This is a genomic window from Rhodococcus wratislaviensis, from assembly GCF_041228765.1.
GTDB classification, from domain to species: Bacteria; Actinomycetota; Actinomycetes; order Mycobacteriales; family Mycobacteriaceae; genus Rhodococcus_F; species Rhodococcus_F wratislaviensis.
Genome location: NZ_CP150488.1, coordinates 173,771 through 196,995, shown reverse-complemented (window position 1 = coordinate 196,995; position 23,225 = coordinate 173,771). Strand labels below are relative to the sequence as shown.

The following is a 23,225-nucleotide window of genomic DNA, read 5'->3' as shown; positions in this document are numbered from 1 at the left end:
GGTCCGGTGTGGACTCCGTTACCAGGGTAGTCACCCGGCGCCCGGAGGGAGCCGCTTTCTGTGGCCGGAAACGACGTGGCCGGAAACGACGCTGCCGCAGGTGCGCGTGGTGCGCGCCTGCGGCAGCGAGGGTCGGAAAGCGGTCAGTGCGCCCGGTTGACCGCCGAGACGACGGCGCGCAGCGACGCGGTGGTGATCGACGTCGCGATGCCGACACCCCAGACCACGGTGTTCCGTCCGTCGGGAGCGGTCACCGCGCACTCGACGTACGCGGCCGCCTGGGCGTCGTCCCCGGCCGACATGGCGTGCTCGGAGTAGTCGAGAACACGCACGTCGAAATCGATCGTGGCGAGCGCGTCGACGAACGCGGCGAGCGGGCCGTTGCCCGAACCCGAGATCTCGTGCTCCTTGCCGTCGACCTTCACGGTCGCGGTGATGGAGTCGGTGCCGCCGTCCTCCTCGGACGCCGTGACCTTCTGCTTCATCCGCTCGAGCGGTGTGATCGGAGCCAGGTACTCCTCGTGGAAGACGTCCCACATCTCCTTGGGCGACACCTCGCCACCCTCGCCGTCGGTGATCCGCTGGACGGCCTGCGAGAACTCGATCTGCAGGCGACGCGGCAGCACCAGCCCGTGATCTGCCTTCATGATGTACGCGACCCCGCCCTTGCCGGACTGCGAGTTGACGCGGATCACGGCCTCGTACGTGCGGCCCACGTCCTTGGGGTCGATCGGCAGGTAGGGAACCGCCCACAGGATGTCGTCGACGTCCGCGTCCTGCGAGTCGGCGTCGAACTTCATGGCGTCGAGGCCCTTGTTGATCGCGTCCTGGTGGCTGCCGGAGAACGCGGTGTACACGAGGTCGCCGCCGTACGGGTGACGCTCGTGGACGGGCAGCTGGTTGCAGTACTCGACCGTGCGGCGGATCTCGTCGATGTTCGAGAAGTCGATTTGCGGGTCGACGCCCCGGGTGAACATGTTGAGTCCGAGCGTGACCAGGCAGACGTTTCCGGTGCGCTCACCGTTACCGAACAGGCAGCCCTCGATGCGGTCGGCGCCGGCCTGGTAGCCCAGCTCGGCGGCGGCCACGCCGGTGCCGCGGTCGTTGTGGGGGTGCAGCGACAGGATGACCGAGTCGCGGCGGGCCAGGTTGCGGTGCATCCACTCGATGGAGTCGGCGTACACGTTGGGCGTCGCCATCTCGACGGTGGCGGGCAGGTTCAGGATCACCGGGTTCGCCGGCGTCGGCTGCAGCACCTCGGTGACGGCGTCGCAGACCTCCTTGGCGTACTCGAGTTCCGTGCCGGTGTACGACTCGGGGGAGTATTCCCAGCGCCACTGCGTGTCGGGGTACTTCTTCGCCTCTTCGAGCGCCAGGGTCGCCGCGTCGGTCGCGATCTTCTTGATCACCTCGCGCTCGGCCTTGAACACCACCCGGCGCTGCAGGATGGACGTCGAGTTGTAGAAGTGGACGATCACCTTGTTCGCGCCCTCACAGGCCTCGAACGTGCGCTTGATCAGTTCCGGCCGGGACTGCGTGAGCACCTGGATGGTGACGTCGTCCGGGATCGCGCCGTCTTCGATGATCTCGCGGACGAAGTCGAAGTCCGTCTGGCTCGCCGACGGGAAGCCGACCTCGATCTCCTTGTAGCCCATCCGCACCAGCAGTTCGAACATGCGGCGCTTGCGGGCGGGGCTCATCGGGTCGATCAGCGCCTGGTTGCCGTCACGGAGGTCGACCGCGCACCACTGCGGCGCGCGGTCGATGATCTTGTCGGGCCACGAGCGGTCCGGCAGCGACACCGGCTCCACTTCTTCGGAGAAGGAGCGGTAGCGGAACGTCGGCATCGACGAATTCTTCTGCGTGTTCCACTCCGGCTGATCGGAGGGAGCAGGCTTGGAAGGCGGCGTGATGGTGCGCGTTCCGGAGGTAAAGGCGTCAGCGGGGGACATGGGATTGATCTCCAGGTTCGATGTGGACTTTCTGAGTCCAACGGCTGTGTCGACCGGCGCACGAGAAACCCCGCGACGGGAAGCCAGTCTGGATCAGACCCCGTCGCGGCAACCAAGGAGGAGTGCGCGCTGCATACTCAGCACTGTACTCCGGGCACCATCGTTCGCGTGCCGGGGTTCGAAGTCCGAGTGAGGAGACAGCGGTGGGCCGCAGCGCGACGGTGGTAACACCGCTGGTGGCCGCACTTTTTGCGGCGCTGCTCGCGTCGTGCGCCGGGGTGGTCGAGGGGGCGCCGAGCGTCGCCGGGGTCGGCGAGCCGATCTACGGCCTGCCGGTCAGCGATCACAGCCGCGTCGAGTTGGCCGTTGCCGCCGCGGCCCGCGACATCACGCCGTGCGGCCTGCTCGACGAAAGTCTGGTCGCCTCGCTCGGGCAGGTCACCGCGTTCGGTCCCGTCGGCGATCTGTCGACCTGCCACGCCGAGTTGGTGCCTCCCCGCGGCACGCCCGCCAACCCCGTCTGGGTCGAGGTGACGGTGGGTGAACGCGAACCCACGGAGGAAACCGGTGCCGGCGAGGCGACGTCGGGAATCGAGGTGCGTCCCGCGGTCGGCGCGCTCCCGGGCACGTGCACGCTCTACTTCTCGCTGCCCCCGGTTCCCGGAGTGCCGGACGACGCCACCGGCTCGGGGCGGTGGGGGCACGTGTCGTATCTCGACGGGGCAGGCGGAACGGGTGACTCCGCCGCCGGCGACGACTGCGCGGAGGCCCGCACCGTCCTCGGATCGGTCGCGGACCGGCTGCGCACCCCGGTACCGGTGCGTTCGGATATCCCTCTCGCACAGCAGGATCCGTGCAGGGTGGTCGAGAATATGTCGGGCCGAGGCGTCGAAACGTTCTCCCCGGGCAGTCGTCCCTACGAATGTCTCCTGACGCTCCGCGGCGGCGACGCGGCGTCCGTGCAACTGGCGCTGTCGCCCGAACCGACGCAGACCGGCGGCCCCGAAGTGATCGAACTCGACGGCGAGACGTTCACGTACTTCCGGGACGCACTCGAATGTCACTACTACTTCTACCCGGGTGCGGTGTTCGACACGAACCTGCCGTCGAGTCCGGTGAGCGAACGGGACAAACGCAGCAATCGGCTGACGGCGTCCGTGGCGGCGTCCGCGCCTAGCTGCGACGACGCGGAAACGCTGGTGCTCGCCGCGGCCGAAGTGTTCGACTACTGACATGAACACACAGGTCGATGTCGCCCGGGCCTACCTGGACGCGTTGCTCAGCCACGACGGCAACACGGTGCCCATCGAGCCGCGGGCCGTGCGGTACGAGATGGGGCTGAAGACGGCATTCTCCGGAAATCACCTGCGCCGAAGCCTGTCCGGCGGCCCCCAGTACCGGGTGATCCGGGCGATCCGCGACTGTGTGTGGTCGGTCGACGGCGAAAACGTCACCGTCGACTACCTCCTCGACGCCGGACTGTTCGGCCGCACCCTCGTGACGGTCCGGGTGGTCGAGACGTTCCGGATCCCGCAGGACGACCTGCGTATCCATCGCATCGACGCGAAGATCCGGCGCCCCTGATCGGGCGCCGAACCGACTGTCGTGCAGGGCTTCCGCACGTGAGTGGCAAAGTGTGCCCCGGCACGCTTTGCCACTCACATGGGGTCAGTCGAGCGTTTCGTGCGCTGCGGGAACGGAACCCAGGCGCCCGGCCTGGAAGTCCTCGAACGCCTGCAGCACCTCGGCCTTGGTGTTCATGACGAACGGTCCGGCCATCGCGACGGGCGCGCGGATCGGCTTGCCGCCGAGGAGGAACACCTCGAAGGACTTGGTCCGCGAATCCTGGGTGTCGGCCGCGGCGATCGTCAGCGTGTCACCGCGTCCGTAGACGGCCGTCTGGCCCATGCGAATCGGACGGCGTTCCGAACCGACGAGCCCCTCACCCGCGAGGACGTAGGCGAGCGCGTTGAACTCGGGGTTCCACGGCAGCGTCAAGCTGGCGCCCGGAGCGATCGTCGCGTGGACGAGGCTGATCGGCGTGTACGTGGACCCGGGTCCGTGGTGTCCGTCCACGTCGCCGGCGATCACGCGAACGAGCGCGCCGCCGTCCGTCGAGGACAGCAGGGTCACCTTCTGGCCGGTGATGTCCTGGTACCGGGGTGCGGCCATCTTGTTGTCGCGCGGCAGGTTCACCCACAACTGGACGCCGTGGAACAGGCCACCGCTCATCACCAGGTGCTCGGGCGGGGTCTCGATGTGCAGGATGCCGCCGCCTGCGGTCATCCACTGGGTGTCGCCGCCGCCGATGGTCCCGCCGCCGCCGTTGGAATCCTGGTGCTCCATGATGCCGTCGATCATGTAGGTGACGGTCTCGAAGCCGCGGTGCGGATGCCACGGTGTGCCCTTGGGTTCACCGGGTGCGTAGTCGACCTCACCCATCTGGTCCATGTGGATGAACGGGTCGAGGGCAGGCAGGTCGATGCCCGCGAACGCGCGGCGAACCGGGAAGCCTTCGCCCTCGTAGCCGACAGGTGCAGTGGTGAGCGAACGGACCGGGCGGTCGACGGCGCCGGGAGCGGGTGCGTCGATACGCGGCAGGGCAAGGATGTTGTCGACCGTCACGGCAGGCATGGGGTGTCTCCTCGTACTCAGGTAATTGATTGTTCAACTACTTCATGGTGTGTAACACCCGCGGCGTCCAGGTATTCCCGCAGGGGCGGCTCCGCCGCCCGTGCGCGGTTGGCGAGTGCAGAGACTCGTTAACCACGCACGGGCGCGAAGCGCCTCCTAATTGAGGACGTTCTCGTGATCGGGGCAGTACCGCGTGATCGCGCCGATGATGTACGGGTAGACGCCGTCGTTGGTGAGCATCGGCGTCCACTCCTCACGGACCTGGTCGAGGGGTTTGCCTGCGTCGAGGGCGGTGCAGATCTCGCCGGCCTGATGGACCGCGAGGTCGTCGTCGGTGACGGTCTGGTTGTTCGCGCGCAGGTAGGCCAGGTAGTCGGCGGCCGTCTGCGGGTTGTCGGCGACCGAGAACACGCGGCTGCCGGGGGCGGTGGCGGCGGTCGTCCTCGCCGCCACGGAAGCGGAGGCGGACGTCGTCTCGGAGGCGGCGGTGTCGCTGTCGCCACCGCAGGCGGTGAGGATTGCCGCGGAGCAGACGGTGAGGGCGGTCAGAGCAAGGGTGCGGCGCATGGGGCGTGTGATTCCTTTCGAGGCCTGTGACGGCGACGATCGTATCGCCTGCGGGGCCGGTGTTCCCGGCGGCGATCACCCGCACTGTTCCGGGTCAGAGACCGCGATCGATGAGGTCGAGGATCTCCTCACTCGTCGCGGCGTGAATCTTGTCGACCGCGGCCGCATGCGCGTCGTCGGACGTGCCGACCTCGGCCAACAGGCTTCCGAGGCGCTGCGCGATGGCCGACCGCGCCTCGCTGTCCTCGCCGAGTTCGGCGATGGTCGCCCGAAGCCGGTCGACGTCGGCGAGGGCGACGGACATCGGATCCGGGACGAGTTCCGAGCGCAGGAACTCGGCGACGGCACGCGGGCTCGGGTGGTCGAACACCATGGTCGGCGGCAACCGCAGCCCCGTGGCGGCACCGAGATGATTACGGAGCGCCACGGCGGCCAGCGAATCGAAACCGAGTTCCTTGAACGCCTGGTCGGGGTCCACCGAGTCCGACGCGTCGTAGCCGAGCACCGTGGCTGCTCCGCCCCGCACCAGATCGAGCATCAGGTGCCGCTGTTCGGGGATCGACCTGTCGGCGAGGCGCTGCGCCCAATCCGACGGTCCGGACCCGCTCGCGCCGGTGACGACCGCGTCCGACCCCGCGGCGTGCGGGCGGGATTCCCGGATCAGGCCGCGCAGCGGGGCGGGAACGTAGGGTGCGGCCGAACCGGAGTGGTCGAACCGTGCGGCCGCGACCGTGGGGGCACCGGCAGCCAAGGCGCTGTCGAAGAGGGTCAGGCCGTCGGCCGCGGGCATCGGAACCATTCCGCTGAGGCGGGCTCGGGCGAGGTCGATCGCGCCGAGGTTGTCGGTCATGGCGCTCGGTGTCGCCCACATGCCCCACTCGATCGAGAGCCCGGGCAGCCCGAGGGCGTGGCGGTGATGGGCGAGGGCGTCGAGGAACATGTTCGCGGCCGCGTAGTTCGCCTGCCCGGGGGCCCCGAGGACGCCGGCGAGCGACGAGAACATGACGAACACCCGCACGTCGCCGTTCGCGGTCAGCCGGTGCAGATTCCAGGCCGCGTCGACCTTCGGCCGCAGGACCGCGTCGAGCCGTTCGGGGGTGAGCGACGCCAGGGTGCCGTCGTCGATCACGCCGGCCGCGTGGATCACCGCCGTGAGTGGGTGTTCGGGCGGTATCCCGGCCAGCAACGCGGCGACCGCCGACTCGTCCGAGGTGTCGCAGGCAACGATGCTCACCTCGGCACCCAGACCGCTCAATTCGCTGGACAGTTGGTCGCTGCCCTCGGCGTCGGGTCCGCGCCTGCTGGTCAGCAGCACGTGCCGTGCCCCGTGCTCGGTCACGAGGTGCCGGGCGACCAGAGATCCCACCGTGCCGGTGCCGCCGGTGACGAGAACGGTGCCGTCGGGGTCGAACGGTGTCGGTTCGTCGACGGCGGGCATGCGCCGCAAGCGAGGTGCGCGCAAGGTGCCGTTCCGGACCGCCAATTGCGGTTCCCCGCTCGCCAGCGCCGATGTGACCGCGGCTTCGGCGTCCGATTCGTCGTCGAGGTCGATCAGCACGAACCGGTCCGGGTTCTCGTTCTGTGCGGAGCCGACGAGACCCCACACCGCCGCGGCGGCGAGGTCGGGACGGGCGTCGTGGTCCTGCCCGTCGCCGGTCACCATGGCGTTGCGGGTCACGATCACGAGCGGGGTGTCGGCGACAGCGTCGTCGTCGAGCCAGTCCTGGAGCAGTCGCAGTACCCGAGCGCACAGGTCGTGGGTCGCGTCCGGACCGTGGTCGCCCTCGGTCGCGCACCCGACCAGCACCGTCCACGGACGCAGGTCGTCGTCGTCCGGCCTGGACTCCATCGCGGTCCGCAACGTCTCCAGGTCGGGATAGTCCGGGAACGTCGAACCGACACCCGGGTCGCCGAATCCTTCGGCGCCGAGGACGACCGCCGGGCCGAGGGGTCGTTCGGACGAGGCCACCTCCACCGGGATCCAGGCCGCCCGGTGTAGCCGCAGAGCAGCCGATCGACCTGCGTCGGCCGCCCTCGGCGCCACCCGCAGCGCATCGACGGTCAGTACCGGCTCACCCGCGGGGTCGACGGCGGCGATGCGGTACCGTCCGTCCTCGCCGGCAGTGAACCGGGCGGTCACCGCCTCCGCGCCGACGGTGTGCAGACGGATCCCCGACCAGGTCAGCGGCCAGCCGTCCCACCCGAGGAGGGGTTCGATGGCCGCCTGCAGCAGTTCCGGGTGAATACCGTATCCACTCGTGTCGGTGCCTTCGTCGAGGCGCACCTCCGTCTCGGTGTCGCCCGGGTCGTGCTGCGGCACACCGGCGGCAGGGCCGGCGATGTCGTCGATCGTCGCCGAAGCGTTCCGAACCCAGCTGTCCGGACCGTCGGTGTCGCCCGACTTCGACGAGATCGTGACGGTGCGGGCGCCGTCGGTGCCGGGTGGCGACACCAGCACGCGAATCGTGGCCAGTCCCGACGGCGGCAGGACGAGCGGGTGGTGCAGGGTGAGTTCGTCGATGTGGTCGAGGCCGACGTGGTGGGCCGCGTGCAAGGCGAGTTCCACCGGCACCGCAGGCAACAGGGTTTTCGCGTCGCCGGTCGGCGGCTGGTCGCCGTCGTCGATCGTCGGTGGGACGAGCCACGGATCCCGGTGCAGGGACAGCTGTCCGGTGAACAGGGTCGCGTCGTCGTCGAGCGTCACCGCGGCGCCGAGCAGCGGATGATCGGCCGGGGTCAGACCCAGCTCGGTCGGATCGCCGGTATGCCGGGTGGACGCGGTCGGCCAGTAGGAGCGGCGCTGGAAGGCGTAGGTGGGCAGGGCGACCCGGCGGCGACCCGGCAGTACCCGATCCCAGTCGATGGTGGCGCCCTGCACATAGGCGGCGGCGACCGCCTCGATGATCCCGTGTGCTTCGTCTCCGCGTCCGGGCAGCGTGGCGATCGTGTTCGGCACGACCTCGGCGGCCAGTGCCGCCAGAGCCGCACCCGGACCGACTTCGACGAGGCGGGTGACGCCGAGTTCGTCGAGGGCGCAGACGCCGTCGTGGAAACGCACCGCGTGCCGGATGTGCCGGGTCCAGTACTCCGGGGACATGAGTTCGTCGGCGGTGGCGACGCGCCCGGTGACGTTGGAGACGACGGGAATCTTCGGCGGCTGCGCCGTCAGCCTCGACACCACGGCGGCGAACTGGTCGAGGATGGGGTCCATCAGGGCCGAATGGAAGGCCCGCTCGACCCGCAGGCTCGTGGTCTTCAGTCCGGCGGCGGACAGTTCGGATGCGACGGCGTGCACGTCGCGGTCGCCGCCCGCGAGGACGACGGATTCGGCGCCGTTGACGGCCGCGAGATCGACGCGGCCGTCGATCCGCGGCAGGATGTCCTCCTCGCGTGCCCGTACCGCGATCATCAGACCCGGCTTGGTCGACTGCATCAACCGTCCACGATCACCCACCAAAGCGGCCGCATCGGGCAGGCTGAACACCCCGGCGACGTGCGCCGCGGAGATCTCGCCGATCGAATGGCCGATCAGGTAGTCGGGGGTGATGCCCCAGTCCCGCAGCAGTCGGTAGAGCGCGACCTCGATCGCGAACAGTGCCGGCTGGGTGTACTCGGTGCTGTCCAGCTTCGCGCCGCCGCCGTCGGAATCATCCCAGATGACTTGCCGTACCGGGGTTTCCACGTGCTCGTCGAGTACGGAACAGACCTCGTCCAGTGCCCTCGCGAACACCGGGTAGGCCGCGTAGAGGCCGCGGCCCATTCCGATGCGTTGCGCACCCTGGCCGGTGAACATGAAGGCCGTCTTGCCGCGGGCGCTCGTGCCGGTGACGACGTTGCCGCCGGGCTGCCCCGTGACGATGCGGGCGAGGCCGTCGCGCAGGTCGGCCACTGTTTCTCCGATCACCGCCGCGCGGTGGGTGAAACCGGATCGGGTGGTGGCCAGCGAGTACGCCAGGTCGGCCGGATCGGGGAGTTCGGACTCGTCCGTGTCGAGAAACTCCGCCAACCGGGTGGCCTGCGCCCGCAGCGCATCCGCGGTTTTTCCGGAGATCACCCAGACCAGCGGCGACGCCGACGGCGGGACCTCCGGCACCGCGTCCTCGGGCGGTTGTTCGAGGATCATGTGCGAGTTGGTGCCGCTGATACCGAACGACGAGACGGCCGCCCGGCGGGGCCGCCCGGTCTCCGGCCAGGCAACCGATTCGGCGAGCAGCGAGACCTCGCCCGCGGTCCAGTCGACGTGCCGGGTGGGAACGTCGCCGTGCAGGCTCGGCGGCAGCATCCCGTGCCGCATCGCCATCACCATCTTGATCACGCCGGCGACGCCCGCCGCCGCCTGGGAATGGCCGATGTTCGACTTGACGGAACCGAGCCAGAGCGGCCGGCCCTCTCGCCCCTGCCCGTACGCGGCCAGCAGGGCCTGCGCCTCGATCGGGTCGCCGAGCGTCGTGCCGGTGCCGTGTGCCTCCACGGCGTCGATGTCTGTGGGGCCGAGCGCGGCATCGGCGAGCGCTTGGCGGATCACCCGTTCCTGGGACGGCCCGTTCGGGGCGGTCAATCCGTTGGAGGCCCCGTCCTGGTTGACTGCCGATCCGCGGATGATCGCCAGCACCCGGTGGCCGTTGCGCCGGGCGTCGCTGAGCCGCTCCAGCACCACCATTCCCGCGCCCTCGCTGAGCCCGGTGCCGTCGGCCCGGTCGGAGAACGGCTTGCAGCGTCCGTCCGAGGCGAGCCCGCGCTGGCGGCTGAACTCGATCAGCACACCGGGTGTGGCCATCACCGTCGCCCCGCCGGCCAGTGCCAGCGCGCATTCCCCGTCGCGGAGCGCCCGCGCCGCAAGATGCATGGCCACCAGCGACGACGAGCAGGCCGTGTCCACAGTGACGGCGGGACCGGTGAAGCCGAGGGAGTAGGAGATGCGGCCGGAGGCCACGCTGTTGCTCGTCCCGGTCATCAGATAGCCCTCGGCGTCGACGTTGCGCTGAGTCATCAGATGGAATCCGTAGTCGCCGCCCATCAGCCCGACGTACACGCCGGTGTCGGTGAGACCGGGAGCGGTCGGCCGGATTCCGGCCTGCTCCAAGGCTTCCCAGGCACTCTCGAGGAGCAGCCGGTGCTGCGGGTCCATCGCGATCGCCTCGCGCGGGCTGATGCCGAAGAACGCGGCGTCGAATTCGTCTGCGTCGTAGAGGAACCCGCCCTCCTTCATGTACGTGGTGCCGGCCCGGTTCGGGTCGGGGTCGTACACCTCGTCGAGATTCCAGCCCCGGTTGTGGGGGTACGCCCCCACGGCGTTGCGGCCGTCGCGGACGAGCCGCCACAGGTCCTCCGGGCAGTACACCTTGCCCGGGTATCTGCAGGCCATTCCCACGATCACGATCGGGTCGTCGTCCCTGCGGGCACGTGCCGGACCGGCCGGCTGCGGGACCGCGTCGTCCCCGAGCAGTCGCGCCACCAGCTCCTGGGTCAACGCGTCCGCGGTGGGATGGTCGAACACCACCGTCGCGGCCAGCCGCACACCGGTGGCGGTCGCCAGCTGATTGCGCAGTTGCACGGCGGTCAGCGAGTCGAAACCGAGTTGTTTGAACGCACGTTCCGGATCGATCGCCTCCTTTCCCTCGTGACCCAGCACCGCCGCCACGTGGGTGGTGACGATGTCCAGCACTCGGCTGTGCCGCTCACCGGGGTCCAACGCCCGCAACTCCTCGGCCAGGCCGGTCGGGGAATCGGCGGCAGCGGCGCGGCGACGACGGACACCGAGCACCCGGCGCAGGATCGGCGGCAACGACTCACCCTCGGATCGGGAGGCCCGCGTCGAGAGCCGTATCGGCACGATCAACGGACGGTTCACGGCGAGAGCAGCATCGAACAGGGCCAGACCCGACTCCGGGCTGATGGTGTCGATGCCGCTGCGCTGCAACCGGTCGAGATCGGCCGCATTCAGATGGGACGTCATCCCGCTGGGCCGGTCCCACAGCCCCCAGGCCATGGACGTCGCCGGCAGCCCGCGGGCGCGCCGGTGCTCCGCGAGTGCGTCGAGGAAGACATTCGCCGCCGCATAGTTCGCCTGGCCGGCGCCGCCGAGCACACCCGCCGCCGAGGAGAACAGCACGAACGCGGACAAGTCGCGGTCCCGGGTGAGTTCGTGCAGATGCCAGGCACCGTCCACCTTGGGACGAAGGACGGCGTGCAACTGCTCCGCGGTCAACGAGGCGGCAGTGGCGTCCTCGAGCACCCCGGCGGCATGGATCACGCCGGACAGGTCGGGAATGCCGGCGAGGAGAGCGGCCACCGCGGCGCGGTCGGCGACGTCGCAGGCGACAGCGCTCACCTCCGCCCCCGACTCGGCGAACTCGGCACGCAGTTCGGCCGCACCCTCGGCATCGAGCGGGTGCCGGCCGGTCAGCATCAGCCGGCGCACTCCGTGCCGCGCGACGAGGTGGCGGGCGATCAGCCTGCCGATGGTGCCCGTGCCGCCGGTGATCAGGACCGTGCCGTCCGGGCCGAAGAGTGCAGGTCCCGGTTCGGGCGCCGCCGCGGGGGTCACCGCGGCGAGCATGGGCGCCAGCAGTACACCGTCCCGGATGGCCAGCTGAGGTTCGTTGCAGGCCAGGGCCATGGAGATCAACGAAGGGTCAGCGGTGTCCACGTCCAGGTCCACCAGCGTGATGCGGTCCGGGTGCTCGTTCTGCACCGCGCCGATCAGTCCCCACGCGGGGGCGGCAGACACGTCGTCGACCGGTTCGTCGTCGCGGACCGCCACCGCGAGCCTCGTCGTGACCAGCAAACGGGTCTCGGCCAGGCGATCTTCGCGGAGCCAGGCCTGGACCGCCCGCAACGTCGCCTCCGCGGCGGCGTGCGCGCGCGCCGGCATGTCCGGCTCGTCGCCCGGTTCGCGGTCGAGCCACAGCACGCGACCTTCCGGATCACCGCCGGCAAGCGCCTCCTCGAGCGGCATCAGGTTTGCCGGAGAAGTGCTGGACGCGCCCACCGGCATCCACTCCACGCGGTAGAGGCTGTCCCGGACCCCGGCGGCAGGCACACCCGCGTCCCCGAGCGGCCGCAGCGCCAGCGATTCGGCGGTCAGCACCGGTCTGCCCGCCGCGTCGTACGCGGAGACCCGGTAGCGCTCGGGGCCGGTCGTGGTGACGTGCACGCGCAACGCGGTGGCGCCCACCGCGTGCAGTTGCACCTTGTCCCAGGCGAACGGCAGCCGGACACCGGCGTCCACGGCTCCGAGCGCAATCACGTGCAGCGCCGCGTCGAGCACCGCCGGGTGGATCCCGTACCCCGCGACCGCCGCAGCCGGGTCTTCGCCGCTCAGCCGCACCTCGCCGTACAGGTCGTCGCCGCGACGCCAGGCCGCCCGGAGACCCCGGAAGGCCGGGCCGTACTCGTAGCCGGCCTCGTCGAGCACGTCGTACAGACCCCGGACGTCGATCGGCGTGGAATCAGCTGGCGGCCAGTGCTGTTCGGGGGAGTCGGCGGCGTCCACTGCTGGCGTGAGCGTGCCGGTGGCGTGCCGGGTCCACGGAGTGTCCTGCGCGGCATCCGCGGGCCGGGAGTGCACCGACACCGTCGATCGGCCCGCCTCACCGTCGGCGAGCACGCTCACCTGCAACGCCACCTCACCCTCGGCGGGAATCACCAGGGGTGCCTCGATGGCGAGTTCCTCCAGTCGGCCGCACCCCACACGGTTCCCCGCGTGCAGGGCGAGCTCCACGAAAGCCGTGCCCGGCAGAATGACGGTGCCGCTGACACCGTGGTCGCTCAGCCATGGAAGGCGTTGTGGCGACAGCAGACCCGTGAACACCGCGCCCCGGCCGTTGCCGAGCTCGACCGACGCGGCGAGCATCGGGTGTCCACCGGTTTCCATGCCCGTCGACGCGAAATCGCCCTGCGGAACGGGGCTTTCCAGCCAGTAGCGGCGGTGCTGGAAGGCGTACGTGGGCAGGTCCACCCACTGCTGCCGATCGTCGTGGCGAGCCCAGCTCACCCGATCCCACTCGACGTGCAATCCGGACACCTGCGCCTCGGCGAGTGCGGCGGTGAACTGGCGTAGGCCCGCGCGGTCGCGTCGGATGGTGCCGATCGCGCGGCCGGCGACGCCCGCCGCGTCGAGGGTTTCCTGCAACGGCACGGTGAGGACCGGGTGGCTGCACGACTCGACGAACAGTCGATACCCGTCCGCGGCCAGTGATCTCGTCGCCTGCTCGAACCGGACCGTCCGTCGCAGGTTCCGGTACCAGTAGTCCGCGTCCAGCGCGGTGCCGTCCAGCACGCCACCGGTCACCGACGAGTAGAACGGAATTCGCGACCGGCGGGGAGTGATCGACGCGAGGACGTCGAGAATAGGATCACGCAGGACGGAGACGTCCGCGCAATGCGACGCGTATTCCACCGCGATCCGCCGGGCCTGGACACCGTCGCCCTGCAACTGCCCGACCAGGATGTCGAGGGCGTCGACGGGTCCGGAAATCACCGTCGCGGACGGCCCGTTGATCGCCGCGACCTCGACGGCACCGGCCCAGGGCTGAATCTTCTCCCGCACGATGTCCGGCGGCAGTGCCACCGAGGCCATCCCGCCGCCGCGCTTGGCCGACGCGCCGATCACCCTGCTGCGTGCGGCCACGACGAGGGCCGCGTCCGAAAGGCTCAGCGCGCCCGCGACATAGGCGGCCGCGATCTCGCCCTGCGAATGCCCGACGACGGCCGCCGGTTCGACACCGTGGGACCGCCACAATTCCGCGAGACCGACCATCATCGCGAACAAGGCCGGCTGCACCACGTCGACCCGGTCCAGCGACGCGGGATCGCGGTCGCGCAGCACGTCCAGCAGCGAGAAGTTCGTATACGGAGCCAGCGCGTCGGCGCACTCCCGCACGGTCTCGGCGAATACCGGCGACGTGTCCAGAAGCTCGGTGGCCATGCCCACCCACTGCGAACCCTGTCCGGGGAAGACGAACACCGGCCGGTCGCCGGCTTCCAACGCCACGCCGGTCACGACGTCGGCGCTGGGCGCACCTCTGCTGAGCGCGTCGAGGCCGTTCAGCAGACTCCGAGGCCGTGCGCCGATCACGGCGGCGCGGTGGTCGAACGTGGCACGGGACCCCAGCAGTGCGCCTGCCACCGCGGCGGGCGTGAGGTCGGGGTGCTCGGTGACGAACTCGTGTAGCCGCTCGGCCTGGGCGCGCAGCGCGAGCTCGGTGTGGCCCGACACGAACCAGGCCACGACTTCGTCCGGGGGAGAAGCTGATTCACCCGCCTGTGGCTCGACCGGTGGGGCCTCCTCCAGGACGACGTGTGCGTTGGTGCCGCTGATGCCGAACGACGAGACCGCCGCCCGCCGGGGCCGATCGGACTCCGGCCACTCCCGGTTCTCGGTGAGCAGGGACACTGCACCCGCGGACCAGTCGACGTGCGGGGTCGGCCGGTCGACGTGCAAGGTCTTCGGCAGGACGCCGTATCGCATCGCCATGATCATCTTGATCACCCCGGCGACGCCCGCGGCCGCCTGGGTGTGCCCGAGATTCGACTTCACCGAGCCGAGCCACAGGGGCCGGTCGGCCGGGCGGTCGCGGCCGTAGCCGGCCAGCAGGGCGGACGCCTCGATCGGATCGCCCAGCTTCGTGCCGGTGCCGTGCGCCTCGACCACGTCGACGTCGCCCGGGCCGAGTCCCGCATTGGCCAGCGCCTGCGCGATCACCCGCTCCTGAGCCTGCCTGTTCGGGGCGGTCAGGCCGTTGCTGGCGCCGTCCTGGTTCACCGCGCTGCCACGGATGACAGCCAGTATCCGGCGACCCTTGCGCTCTGCGTCGGACAGCCGTTCCAACGCGACCATCCCGGCGCCTTCGCCCCACGCCGTGCCGTCCGCAGCGGCGGAGAATGCCTTGCACCGGCCGTCCCGGGCCAGTCCGCGCTGGCGGCTGAACTCCACGAACACCGCGGGGGTCGCCATGACGGTCGCCCCGCCCGCCAGCGCCAGTTCGCACTCGCCGCTGCGCAGCGCCTGCATGGCGAGGTGAATGGACACCAGCGACGACGAGCACGCGGTGTCCACCGTGATCGCGGGTCCGTTCAGGCCGAAGCTGTAGGCCACGCGGCCGGACGCGACGCTCATGGCGTTGCCGGTGATGAAGTACCCCTCGAGGTCTTCCGGTGGCATGCCGCCCGCCCGCGCCGCGTAGTCGATGCCGGACAGCCCGGTGAAGACTCCGACCTGGCGGCCGTGCACCGACCGCGGATCGATGCCGGCATGTTCGAACGTCTCCCAGCTCGTCTCGAGGAGGAGTCGCTGCTGGGGATCCATCGCCAGCGCCTCGCGCGGCGAGATCCCGAAGACCTCGGGGTCGAAGCCCGCCGGATCGTCGAGGAAGCTGCCCTGCACCGTGTACGTCTTGCCGGCCTGCTCGGCCTTCGGATCGTAGAGATCCGCCAGGCCCCAGCCCCGGTCCTCCGGGAACCCGGCGACGGTGTCGGACCCGGACTCCACCAAGCGCCACAGGTCCTGCGGCGATCGCACCCCGCCGGGGAACCGGCAGCCCATGCCGATGACGGCGATCGGTTCGCGGCTCACACCCTCGACCTCGCGCAGCTTTTCCCGCGCCTGGTAGAGCTCCGCGGTGACTCGCTTCAGATAGTCGAGGAGCTTCGCCTGATCGGCCATATCGGGGTCCTATCCGAGATCCGCCATCAGTAGCGCGGAAACCTCGATTGTATCCGCCACCACCCTGCGGAGGCAGTGGTCCGAGCATCACCTTCGATCGATCTGCCTGGTCAATTCGGGCAGGTCACTTGGGGTACCCGCCGCTGCTCCGGTCCACACCACTTCCGGTTATTCGGCTGCCCGCCTGCCGCTGGTCGAGGTAGTGTTGCCACCCCGAGCAGGATCCGTATCGAGGAGGTGAGACCCGTGTCCGTTCGTTCAGTTCGGGTGCTCTCACTCCGCGACCGCGCGGTCGTACCGACATAAGGTGACCGGGAGAGCGCCCATCGGCATTCCGGAAGGCTCTCCCATGTCAGTGTCTCTCTCACCGTCCCTCGAATTCGTTCTCGTCACGAGGCTTCGCGCCGCCGGCTGTGTGTTCGCCGAGGACGAGGCCCGCTTGATCGTCTCCGCGGCCCGGACGTCCGACGAGCTCGCGTCGATGCTGGACCGCCGCGTCGCAGGCGTCCCCCTCGAACACGTCCTGGGCTGGGCCGAGTTCTGCGGGCTCCGGATCGCGGTCGATCCGCGGGTGTTCGTGCCGCGTCGTCGCACCGCGTTCCTCGTCGAGCAGGCGGCCGCCCTCGCGTGCCCGCACGCTGTCGTGGTCGACCTGTGCTGCGGCTCGGGCGCGGTGGGGGCCGCGCTCGCCGGGACGGGCGACGGCATCGAGTTGTACGCGGTGGACATCGACCCCGCCGCGGTCCGGTGCGCGCGACGCAACGTCGCGGACCCCGGCCGGGTGTTCGAGGGCGACCTGTACGAGCCGTTGCCCACCACGCTGCGGGGAGGCATCGACATCCTCGTGGCCAACGCCCCGTACGTGCCCACCGACGCGATCCGTTTGATGCCGCCGGAGGCCCGCTTCCACGAGCCGCGGGTCTCGCTCGACGGCGGCGCGGACGGACTCGACATCCAGCGGCGGGTGACCCTCGGGGCGTGTGACTGGCTCGCGCCGGGCGGTCATCTCCTGATCGAGACCAGTGCGAGTCAGGCCCCGTTCACCGCGGAGGCTTTCGCGGACGCCGGGTTGCTCACCCGGATCGAGACGTCGGACGATATGGACGCCACCGTCGTCGTCGGCGCCAACCCCAGGTGAGTGCCGAAGTGTGCCCGGGCACTCTTTGCCACTCACATGGGGAGGGGGCCCTCGATCCGCACGCAGCAGTACCCCTCGGCGGGGGCCAGTGTGGCGCGGCGGTCCTCGCATCCCGCGCCGTCGAGCAGTCCGGACAGCAGCGCGAGGTTCATTCCGCAGACCATGTCGGTGTGCTGCCGGGCGAGCGCGTGGAACGGGCAGTTGACCAGGACGATGGTGCCGTCGCTGCGGCGGGGTTCGTAACCGCACTTCGCGAGTGTCGCAACCAGGTCGTCGTCGGTGCAGCCCGTGTCGGCGCCGAGCCCTCGCCCGAAGTCGCGGGCACGCGCGGAGAGGGCCGCCCGCGGTGATGCGCCGGTGGCGTCCGCGTCTTCGATCGCCCGGGCGAACAACTCTCCGGCGAGCGCGTACGCACGCTCGGGCAGGTGTACCGAGAACTCACGGTCGGACCGTCGGTAGAGCTTGGCGGGCCGCCCCGCGCCCGGACCCGAGCGCCCGCCGCGCCGCGCGAACTCGACCGCCAGCAGCCCCTCGTCGGCCAACTTCTCGAGATGGAACGCGGACGTCGAGCGCGCGAGTCCCAGCGCCTCGGCGACGTCGTCTCGGCTGACCGGCGACGCCTGCGCGCGCACGTGGTCGTACACCCGCCTGCGCACCGGTTCGTCGAGGGAGGAGACGGCCGAGACGTCCGAGCGGGGAGTGTCGTCCATGGACCCATTGTAAAACCGAGAATCGTTGACTTAATTGTGCGGAGAATTCTATAGTCAAGATACATAGTTTTTAGAAGGAGTCGTCATGGCTACCAACACACCCCACGAGGTCAGCCACGGTTCGCACACCCTGGCCGACCCCGGCTATCAGGCCTTCCTCGTGCTGCGCACGGTCTTCACCGTGGCGCCCATCCTGTTCGGGCTCGACAAGTTCACGAACTGGCTCACCGACTGGCCGGACTACCTCGCGCCGTGGATCGACGGCATCCTGCCGGGAACCGCGCAGCAGGGCATGTACGCCGTCGGCGTGATCGAAGTGATCGCAGGAATCCTCGTCGCCGTGGCCCCGCGGATCGGCGCCTGGGTAGTCGCGGCCTGGCTGGCCGGAATCATCGTCAACCTGGTCACGCTGTCCGGGTACTACGACGTCGCATTGCGCGACTTCGGGTTGCTCGCCGGCGCCGTCGCTCTCGGCCTGCTCGCCGCGGAGTACGGGCGTCCGCTCCACCGTCCCCACACCTGATCGGGACCGCGCACCCACGTGAGATGCACCTCATCGACTGTTTCGAGTGACTCGACCGCTCGTAGTCTGTGTGGTCGTGTCGGTAGGAGCGCAGGACCAGGGAACCGGGTCGCGGGATCACGGTGTGCCGATCCCTGCGCCGGCCCCGGCACGGTCGTTGCTTCTGGGGGTGCCCAAGCTGGGTCGGCGCTGGCCGGGCGTGGTCCGCGCCGGGGTGGCCGTGTGTCTGCCCGCGCTGGCGGGCGTCGCGCTCGGACACTCGGCGGTCGCCGCGACAGCGACGCTGGGAGCCTTCGCCGTCGTCTACGGCGAGGGCAGGGCGTACCGGGTGCGGTGGCGGGTGGTGACGATCGCCGCCGCCGTGATGGTGCTCCTGGCCGGAGTCGGTGCCGCGGTCGGCGCGCTCGTGCACGACGCGACCGCGGCGGGCGGTTCCGCGCTGTGGGGGATGGCGCTCGTCGTCGCGATGACGGTCGTCGTGGCGGTCTGCGCGTTCGTCGTGGACGGGTTGCGGCTGGGGGCGCCGGGCGCCTTCCTCCCGCTGCTCACGGTGGAGATCTCGTCCGCGCTGCCCGCCCTCGGTGTCTCCGTGGCGGAGGTGACCGCCTGGTCGGCGGCCGGGGCGGTGTCGGCCCTGCTCGTGTCGATGTCGGGGCTGCTCGCGCGCCCACGCACCCCCGAGCGTGCCGCAGTCGCGACCGCGGTCGCCGCAGTCGAGGCCGCACTCTCCGACACCCCCGCACCGAATTCCCGTCGCGACGCGGTGCGGTCGCTGCACGCCGCGTGGCAGTGTCTCCACGACGCCGCCCTCGTCGGGCGTGATCACCCGCTCACCCGGACGTTGCGCGCGGCTCACCTGCGGTGCGCGGCGACCGTCGACGGTCACGATGCGGACCACGCCACCGACGTCGACGACCTGCGGCCGCAGGTCCCGCTGCCGAGGCCCTCGATCCGCTACCGGCTCGGCCGGGCGGCTCATCTCCGAGGCCGGTCCTGGACGATCGTCGCGCGACTGCTGGTCGCGTGCCCCGCCGCGGGTCTGCTGGCGCTGGCCCTCGGCGTCGCCAGGCCGGACTGGGCCGTGATCACCGCGGCGATGATCCTGCACCAGGGACCGGACCGCGTGCTGGGGACGTACCGCGGACTGCACCGGTTCTTCGGAACGGTGCTCGGACTCGTTCTGCTCGCCGGGCTGGCGACGCTCGACCTGTCGGCGGGCGGGCTGGTACTGGTCGTGGCGCTCCTGATGGCGGGGACGGAGGCCTTCCTCGTCCGCAACTACGGCCTGGCGATGGTGTTCATCACCCCGCTCGCCCTCGTCCTCGGCGGCCTGGGGACACACGTCGACCTCGTCGCGGTCACCCGGGACCGGCTTCTCGAGACCGTCCTCGGTGTGGCGGTGGCGCTGCTCGTGCTGTGGACCGTGCTTCCGGGTTCGTACCGGCGGATCCTGCGCGACGCGGACGACCAGGTGGCCGGGACGATCGGGCGGCTCGGCGATGCGCGGGAACCGGCTGCCGTCGCGGAACTCTGCCGGGATCTCGAGTTCGATCTGCACAGTTCCACCACCGCCGCGATCACCGCCGCCCACACCGACCCGGCGTGGACCCGCGACCGGTGGCCCGAGCACCACCATCTTCACGAGCTCGGCTACCGAATCCTCACCCGGCACTTCGGACCTCGTCTTTAGCCGGTCGGCACCGGATCCCCGCTGTTAGGGTTCGGTGATGGGTCCTGTGACGGGAATCGGAACAGCAATTCGGGCCTCGTTGGCCGCAGCACTCTGCGTCGGCATGCTGGCCGCGTGCGCGTCGGACGAGGAACCGCAGAGCGATCCGGCGGCCACGTGTGCGGACGTTCCCAACGGCACCCCGATCGCCAAGGCGCCACCGCCTCCCGGCCCGGCGCCGACCACCCAGAACCTTGCGACCAACCCCGAGATCGCCACCGTGTACCGCTCCGGGATGGTGCCCGTGGACACCGCGTCGTACGCGGTGTCCACGGCTAATCCGGTGTCGACGAAGGCGGCGTGCGAGGTGTTGCGGGACGGGGGCACGGCCGCCGACGCGCTGATCGTGGCCCAGACCGTTCTCGGTCTCGTCGAACCGCAGTCCTCCGGCATCGGGGGCGGGGCGTTCCTGCTCTACTACGACGCCGGGCAGAAGAGCGTCGAGGCCTACGACGGACGCGAGGTCGCGCCGATGGCGGCGACGGAGAACTACTTGCGCTGGATCAGCGACACCGACCGCACCGAGCCCAAGCCCGACGCCCGGGCGAGCGGGCGGTCCATCGGCGTTCCCGGGGTGGTGCGGATGCTCGAGCTTGCGCACCGCGAACACGGCCGGGACGAGTGGCGGGAACTGTTCGACCCGGCCATCTCGCTCGCAGACCAGGGACTCGAGATCAGCCCTCGGATGGCCGGGCAGATCGCCGAGTCCGCACCCGATCTGGCGCTCGACGAACCGTCGAAGGCGTACTTCCTGAATCCGGACGGCAGCCCCAAGCCGGCGGGCACCAAGCTGACGAACCCGGCCATGGCCAAGACGCTCGGTGCGATCGCGGCGGGCGGCGCCGACGCCTTCTACACCGGGGCCATCGCCCAGGGCATCGTCGATGCGACGGCGACGGCGTCGGGTGGGCGCACCCCCGGACAGATGACTCTCGACGACCTCGCGAACTACCAGGCGAAGAAGCGGACGGCGCTGTGCACGCCGTACCGGGATCACGAGATCTGTGGCATGCCCAACCCGTCGTCCGGCGGCACGGCGGTCGCGGCGACGCTCGGCATCCTGGAGAACTTCGACCTGTCGGGGTACGGGCCCACGAACCTCGACGACAACGGCGGCAAGCCGACGGCGGAGGCCGTGCATCTCATCTCCGAGGCGGAGCGGCTGGCGTACGCCGACCGGGACAAGTACGTCGCGGACTCGGATTTCGTTCCGTTGCCGGGCAATTCCCTCGACACGCTGCTGAACGAGGACTACCTGAAGCAGCGGGCCGACCTCATCGACCCCGGCAAGAGCATGGGCACCGCGCAACCCGGAAACTTCGGGCCGGTCCCGCTGGGTGTGCAGCCGCAGGACAAGGAACACGGCACCAGCCACATCTCGATCGCCGACCAGTACGGCAACGTCGCGTCGATGACGACGACGGTGGAATCGGCGTTCGGCTCGTTCCACATGACGGACGGCTTCGTTCTCAACAATCAGCTCACCGACTTCTCGGCCCAGCCCGTCGGGCCGGACGGGACGCCGCTCGCCAACCGTGTCGAACCGGGTAAGCGGCCCCGCAGTTCGATGGCGCCGACGCTCGTCTTCGACCGTGGCAGCGACGGGTCGCTGGGGGACGTCCAGTACGTGACGGGGTCGCCGGGCGGTTCGGTGATCATCCAGTTCGTCGTGAAAACGCTCGTGGGAATGCTGGATTGGGGACTGAACCCGCAGCAGGCGGTGTCGGCGGTCGACTTCGGGGCCGCCAACACCCCGGTCACCGGCGTCGGCGGGGAGCATCCGAACATCAATGCGGCCAACGACGGCGCCGACGACCCGTTGATCGTGCAGTTGCGGGCGATGGGACACCAGGTGTCGGTCGCGCCGCAGTCCAGTGGGCTCAGCGCGCTGCAGCGCCAGGACTCGGGGTGGGTCGGCGGCGCGGACCCACGACGGGAGGGCGCGGTGATGGGTGACGGTACGGGTTAGCGCACCGCCACCGCAGGGATCATGCCTGCTCGACGAGCGGGGCCACCTTGGTGCCGAGCAGTTCGATCGCGCGCATCACCTTGTCGTGGGGCAGCGGCCCGACGCTGGGGTGCAGCATGAACCGTTCGATGCCCAGGGTGTCGCGCATGCCGACGATCTTCTCGGCCACCTGTTCGGGGTTGCCGAGCACGAGCGAACCGCCGGGTCCGCGTAGACCGTCGAATGCCTGCGGGTTCATCGGTGCCCATCCGCGTTCGCGTCCGAGGCCGGTCATGGCCGCGGCGTACGACGGGTAGAACTCCGACACCGCCCGGTCCTCGGTGTCCGCGACGTAACCGTGCGCGTGGACGGCGATGGGCTGCGGTGCGTGCCCGCCCTCGGTCACGGCACGGCGGTGCAGGTCGGCCAGCGGTGCGAAGCGGGCGGGTTGTCCGCCGATGATCGCGAGCGCCATCGGCAGGCCGAGCAGTCCGGCGCGGGCCACCGACTCGGGGTTGCCGCCGACCCCCACCCAGATGGGGAGGGGACGTTCGGGCCGTGGGTAGACGGACTGGTCCGTCAGCGCCGGCCGGTGCCGTCCCGACCAGTTCACGGTCTCCGAGTCGCGGAGGGCGAGCAGCAGACCGAGTTTCTCGACGAACAGTTCGTCGTAGTCGGCCAGGTCGTAACCGAAGAGCGGGAACGATTCGGTGAACGAGCCGCGACCGGCCATCACCTCGGCGCGACCGTCGGAGATCAGGTCGAGGGTGGCGAATTCCTCGAACACCCGCACCGGGTCGTCGGAGCTCAGGACGGTGACCGCGCTGGTCAATGCGATGCGGGACGTCCGGGCGGCGGCGGCCGACAGCACGACCGCGGGCGCCGACGCGGCGAAGTCGGCCCGATGGTGCTCACCGACCCCGTAGACGTCGAGCCCGACCTGCTCGGCCAGGACGACCTCTTCGAGCAGATCCTTCAGTCGCTGTCGTGGCGACACCGCCCCGGTTCCGCCGGAACCGACCTCCGCGAACGTCGTCAATCCGAGTTCCATGCCGTGCCCCTCGATCGTGATAGTTGAATCATCAATTAGATGGAGTAACTGCCCGGGCGGACGGGATATTCCTTCCGATGATTCAGACCCGGGTGGGCGGGGAACCCGTCGACCATGGCGAAATACCGAGTGATCGATCCCCATGGCAGCGTGGTGGAAACGAAGGAGATCTCGAGCGCCGACGACGCGCACGCATGGTTCGTCGACGTTCGCGCGGACAATTCCGAACTCGGATGGCGGATGGAAGTCGACGAGGACGGCACCTGGGCGTTCTTCGACGACACCGAGGGTGCCACAGAGAAATAGA

13 protein-coding genes are annotated in these 23,225 nt (G+C 70.1%); 7 read left to right on the top strand and 6 right to left on the bottom strand.

Annotated elements, in window-relative coordinates; genetic code table 11:
- Positions 1 to 143: 143 nt before the first annotated feature.
- Positions 144 to 1,952 (bottom strand): 2-isopropylmalate synthase, encoded by a 1,809-nt coding sequence (leuA, locus tag WKC72_RS00865; RefSeq protein WP_037229237.1) that lies wholly within the window; start codon positions 1,950 to 1,952, stop codon positions 144 to 146.
- A 203-nt stretch (positions 1,953 to 2,155) separates the two neighbouring features.
- Here leuA and WKC72_RS00860 point away from each other — a divergent pair, with 203 nt between their 5' ends.
- Together WKC72_RS00860 and WKC72_RS00855 are read left to right on the top strand one after the other, a co-directional pair.
- Entirely contained in the window at positions 2,156 to 3,184 is a 1,029-nt protein-coding gene (locus WKC72_RS00860) for a hypothetical protein (protein WP_112301698.1), read from the top strand.
- Position 3,185: 1 nt separating this feature from the next.
- Positions 3,186 to 3,536, top strand: a complete 351-nt coding sequence (locus tag WKC72_RS00855; RefSeq protein ID WP_037229231.1) for a hypothetical protein — start codon at positions 3,186 to 3,188, stop codon at positions 3,534 to 3,536.
- Between the two features lie 84 nt (positions 3,537 to 3,620).
- Here the strand turns inward: WKC72_RS00855 and WKC72_RS00850 are convergent, their stop codons facing one another.
- The 3 genes from WKC72_RS00850 to WKC72_RS00840 all read right to left on the bottom strand — a co-directional run bounded on the left by WKC72_RS00850 (position 3,621) and on the right by WKC72_RS00840 (position 15,819).
- Positions 3,621 to 4,586, bottom strand: coding sequence for a pirin family protein (locus WKC72_RS00850; RefSeq protein WP_370181491.1), 966 nt, complete (start codon positions 4,584 to 4,586; stop codon positions 3,621 to 3,623).
- Positions 4,587 to 4,742: 156 nt separating this feature from the next.
- A complete protein-coding gene (locus WKC72_RS00845) occupies positions 4,743 to 5,153 on the bottom strand; it encodes a DUF732 domain-containing protein (protein WP_037229225.1) in 411 nt (136 codons plus the stop codon).
- 94 nt (positions 5,154 to 5,247) lie between these two features.
- The gene (locus WKC72_RS00840) at positions 5,248 to 15,819 is read right to left on the bottom strand and encodes an SDR family NAD(P)-dependent oxidoreductase (RefSeq protein WP_370181490.1); all 10,572 of its coding nucleotides are present in this window, start codon (positions 15,817 to 15,819) and stop codon (positions 5,248 to 5,250) included.
- A 349-nt stretch (positions 15,820 to 16,168) separates the two neighbouring features.
- Between WKC72_RS00840 and WKC72_RS00835 the strand changes: the two genes are divergently transcribed.
- Positions 16,169 to 16,957, top strand: a complete 789-nt coding sequence (locus WKC72_RS00835; RefSeq protein ID WP_370181489.1) for a putative protein N(5)-glutamine methyltransferase — start codon at positions 16,169 to 16,171, stop codon at positions 16,955 to 16,957.
- A gap of 32 nt (positions 16,958 to 16,989) precedes the next feature.
- On the opposite strand, the gene WKC72_RS00830 is transcribed toward WKC72_RS00835, so the two are convergent.
- A complete protein-coding gene (locus WKC72_RS00830) occupies positions 16,990 to 17,667 on the bottom strand; it encodes a metalloregulator ArsR/SmtB family transcription factor (RefSeq protein ID WP_128640225.1) in 678 nt (225 codons plus the stop codon).
- A gap of 85 nt (positions 17,668 to 17,752) precedes the next feature.
- Between WKC72_RS00830 and WKC72_RS00825 the strand changes: the two genes are divergently transcribed.
- The 3 genes from WKC72_RS00825 (at position 17,753) to ggt (ending at position 21,888) form a co-directional block, all read left to right on the top strand.
- Positions 17,753 to 18,190, top strand: a complete 438-nt coding sequence (locus tag WKC72_RS00825; RefSeq protein ID WP_037229214.1) for a DoxX family membrane protein — start codon at positions 17,753 to 17,755, stop codon at positions 18,188 to 18,190.
- Positions 18,191 to 18,314: 124 nt separating this feature from the next.
- Positions 18,315 to 19,880, top strand: a complete 1,566-nt coding sequence (locus tag WKC72_RS00820; protein ID WP_370181488.1) for an FUSC family protein — start codon at positions 18,315 to 18,317, stop codon at positions 19,878 to 19,880.
- Between the two features lie 37 nt (positions 19,881 to 19,917).
- Positions 19,918 to 21,888, top strand: a complete 1,971-nt coding sequence (gene ggt / locus WKC72_RS00815) for a gamma-glutamyltransferase (RefSeq protein ID WP_037229212.1) — start codon at positions 19,918 to 19,920, stop codon at positions 21,886 to 21,888.
- 19 nt (positions 21,889 to 21,907) lie between these two features.
- Here the strand turns inward: ggt and WKC72_RS00810 are convergent, their stop codons facing one another.
- Positions 21,908 to 22,918, bottom strand: a complete 1,011-nt coding sequence (locus WKC72_RS00810) for an LLM class flavin-dependent oxidoreductase (RefSeq protein WP_370181487.1) — start codon at positions 22,916 to 22,918, stop codon at positions 21,908 to 21,910.
- A 114-nt stretch (positions 22,919 to 23,032) separates the two neighbouring features.
- Between WKC72_RS00810 and WKC72_RS00805 the strand changes: the two genes are divergently transcribed.
- Positions 23,033 to 23,224: a hypothetical protein gene (locus WKC72_RS00805; protein ID WP_370181486.1), complete on the top strand. Its 192-nt coding sequence runs from the start codon at positions 23,033 to 23,035 to the stop codon at positions 23,222 to 23,224.
- Position 23,225 lies beyond the last annotated feature (1 nt).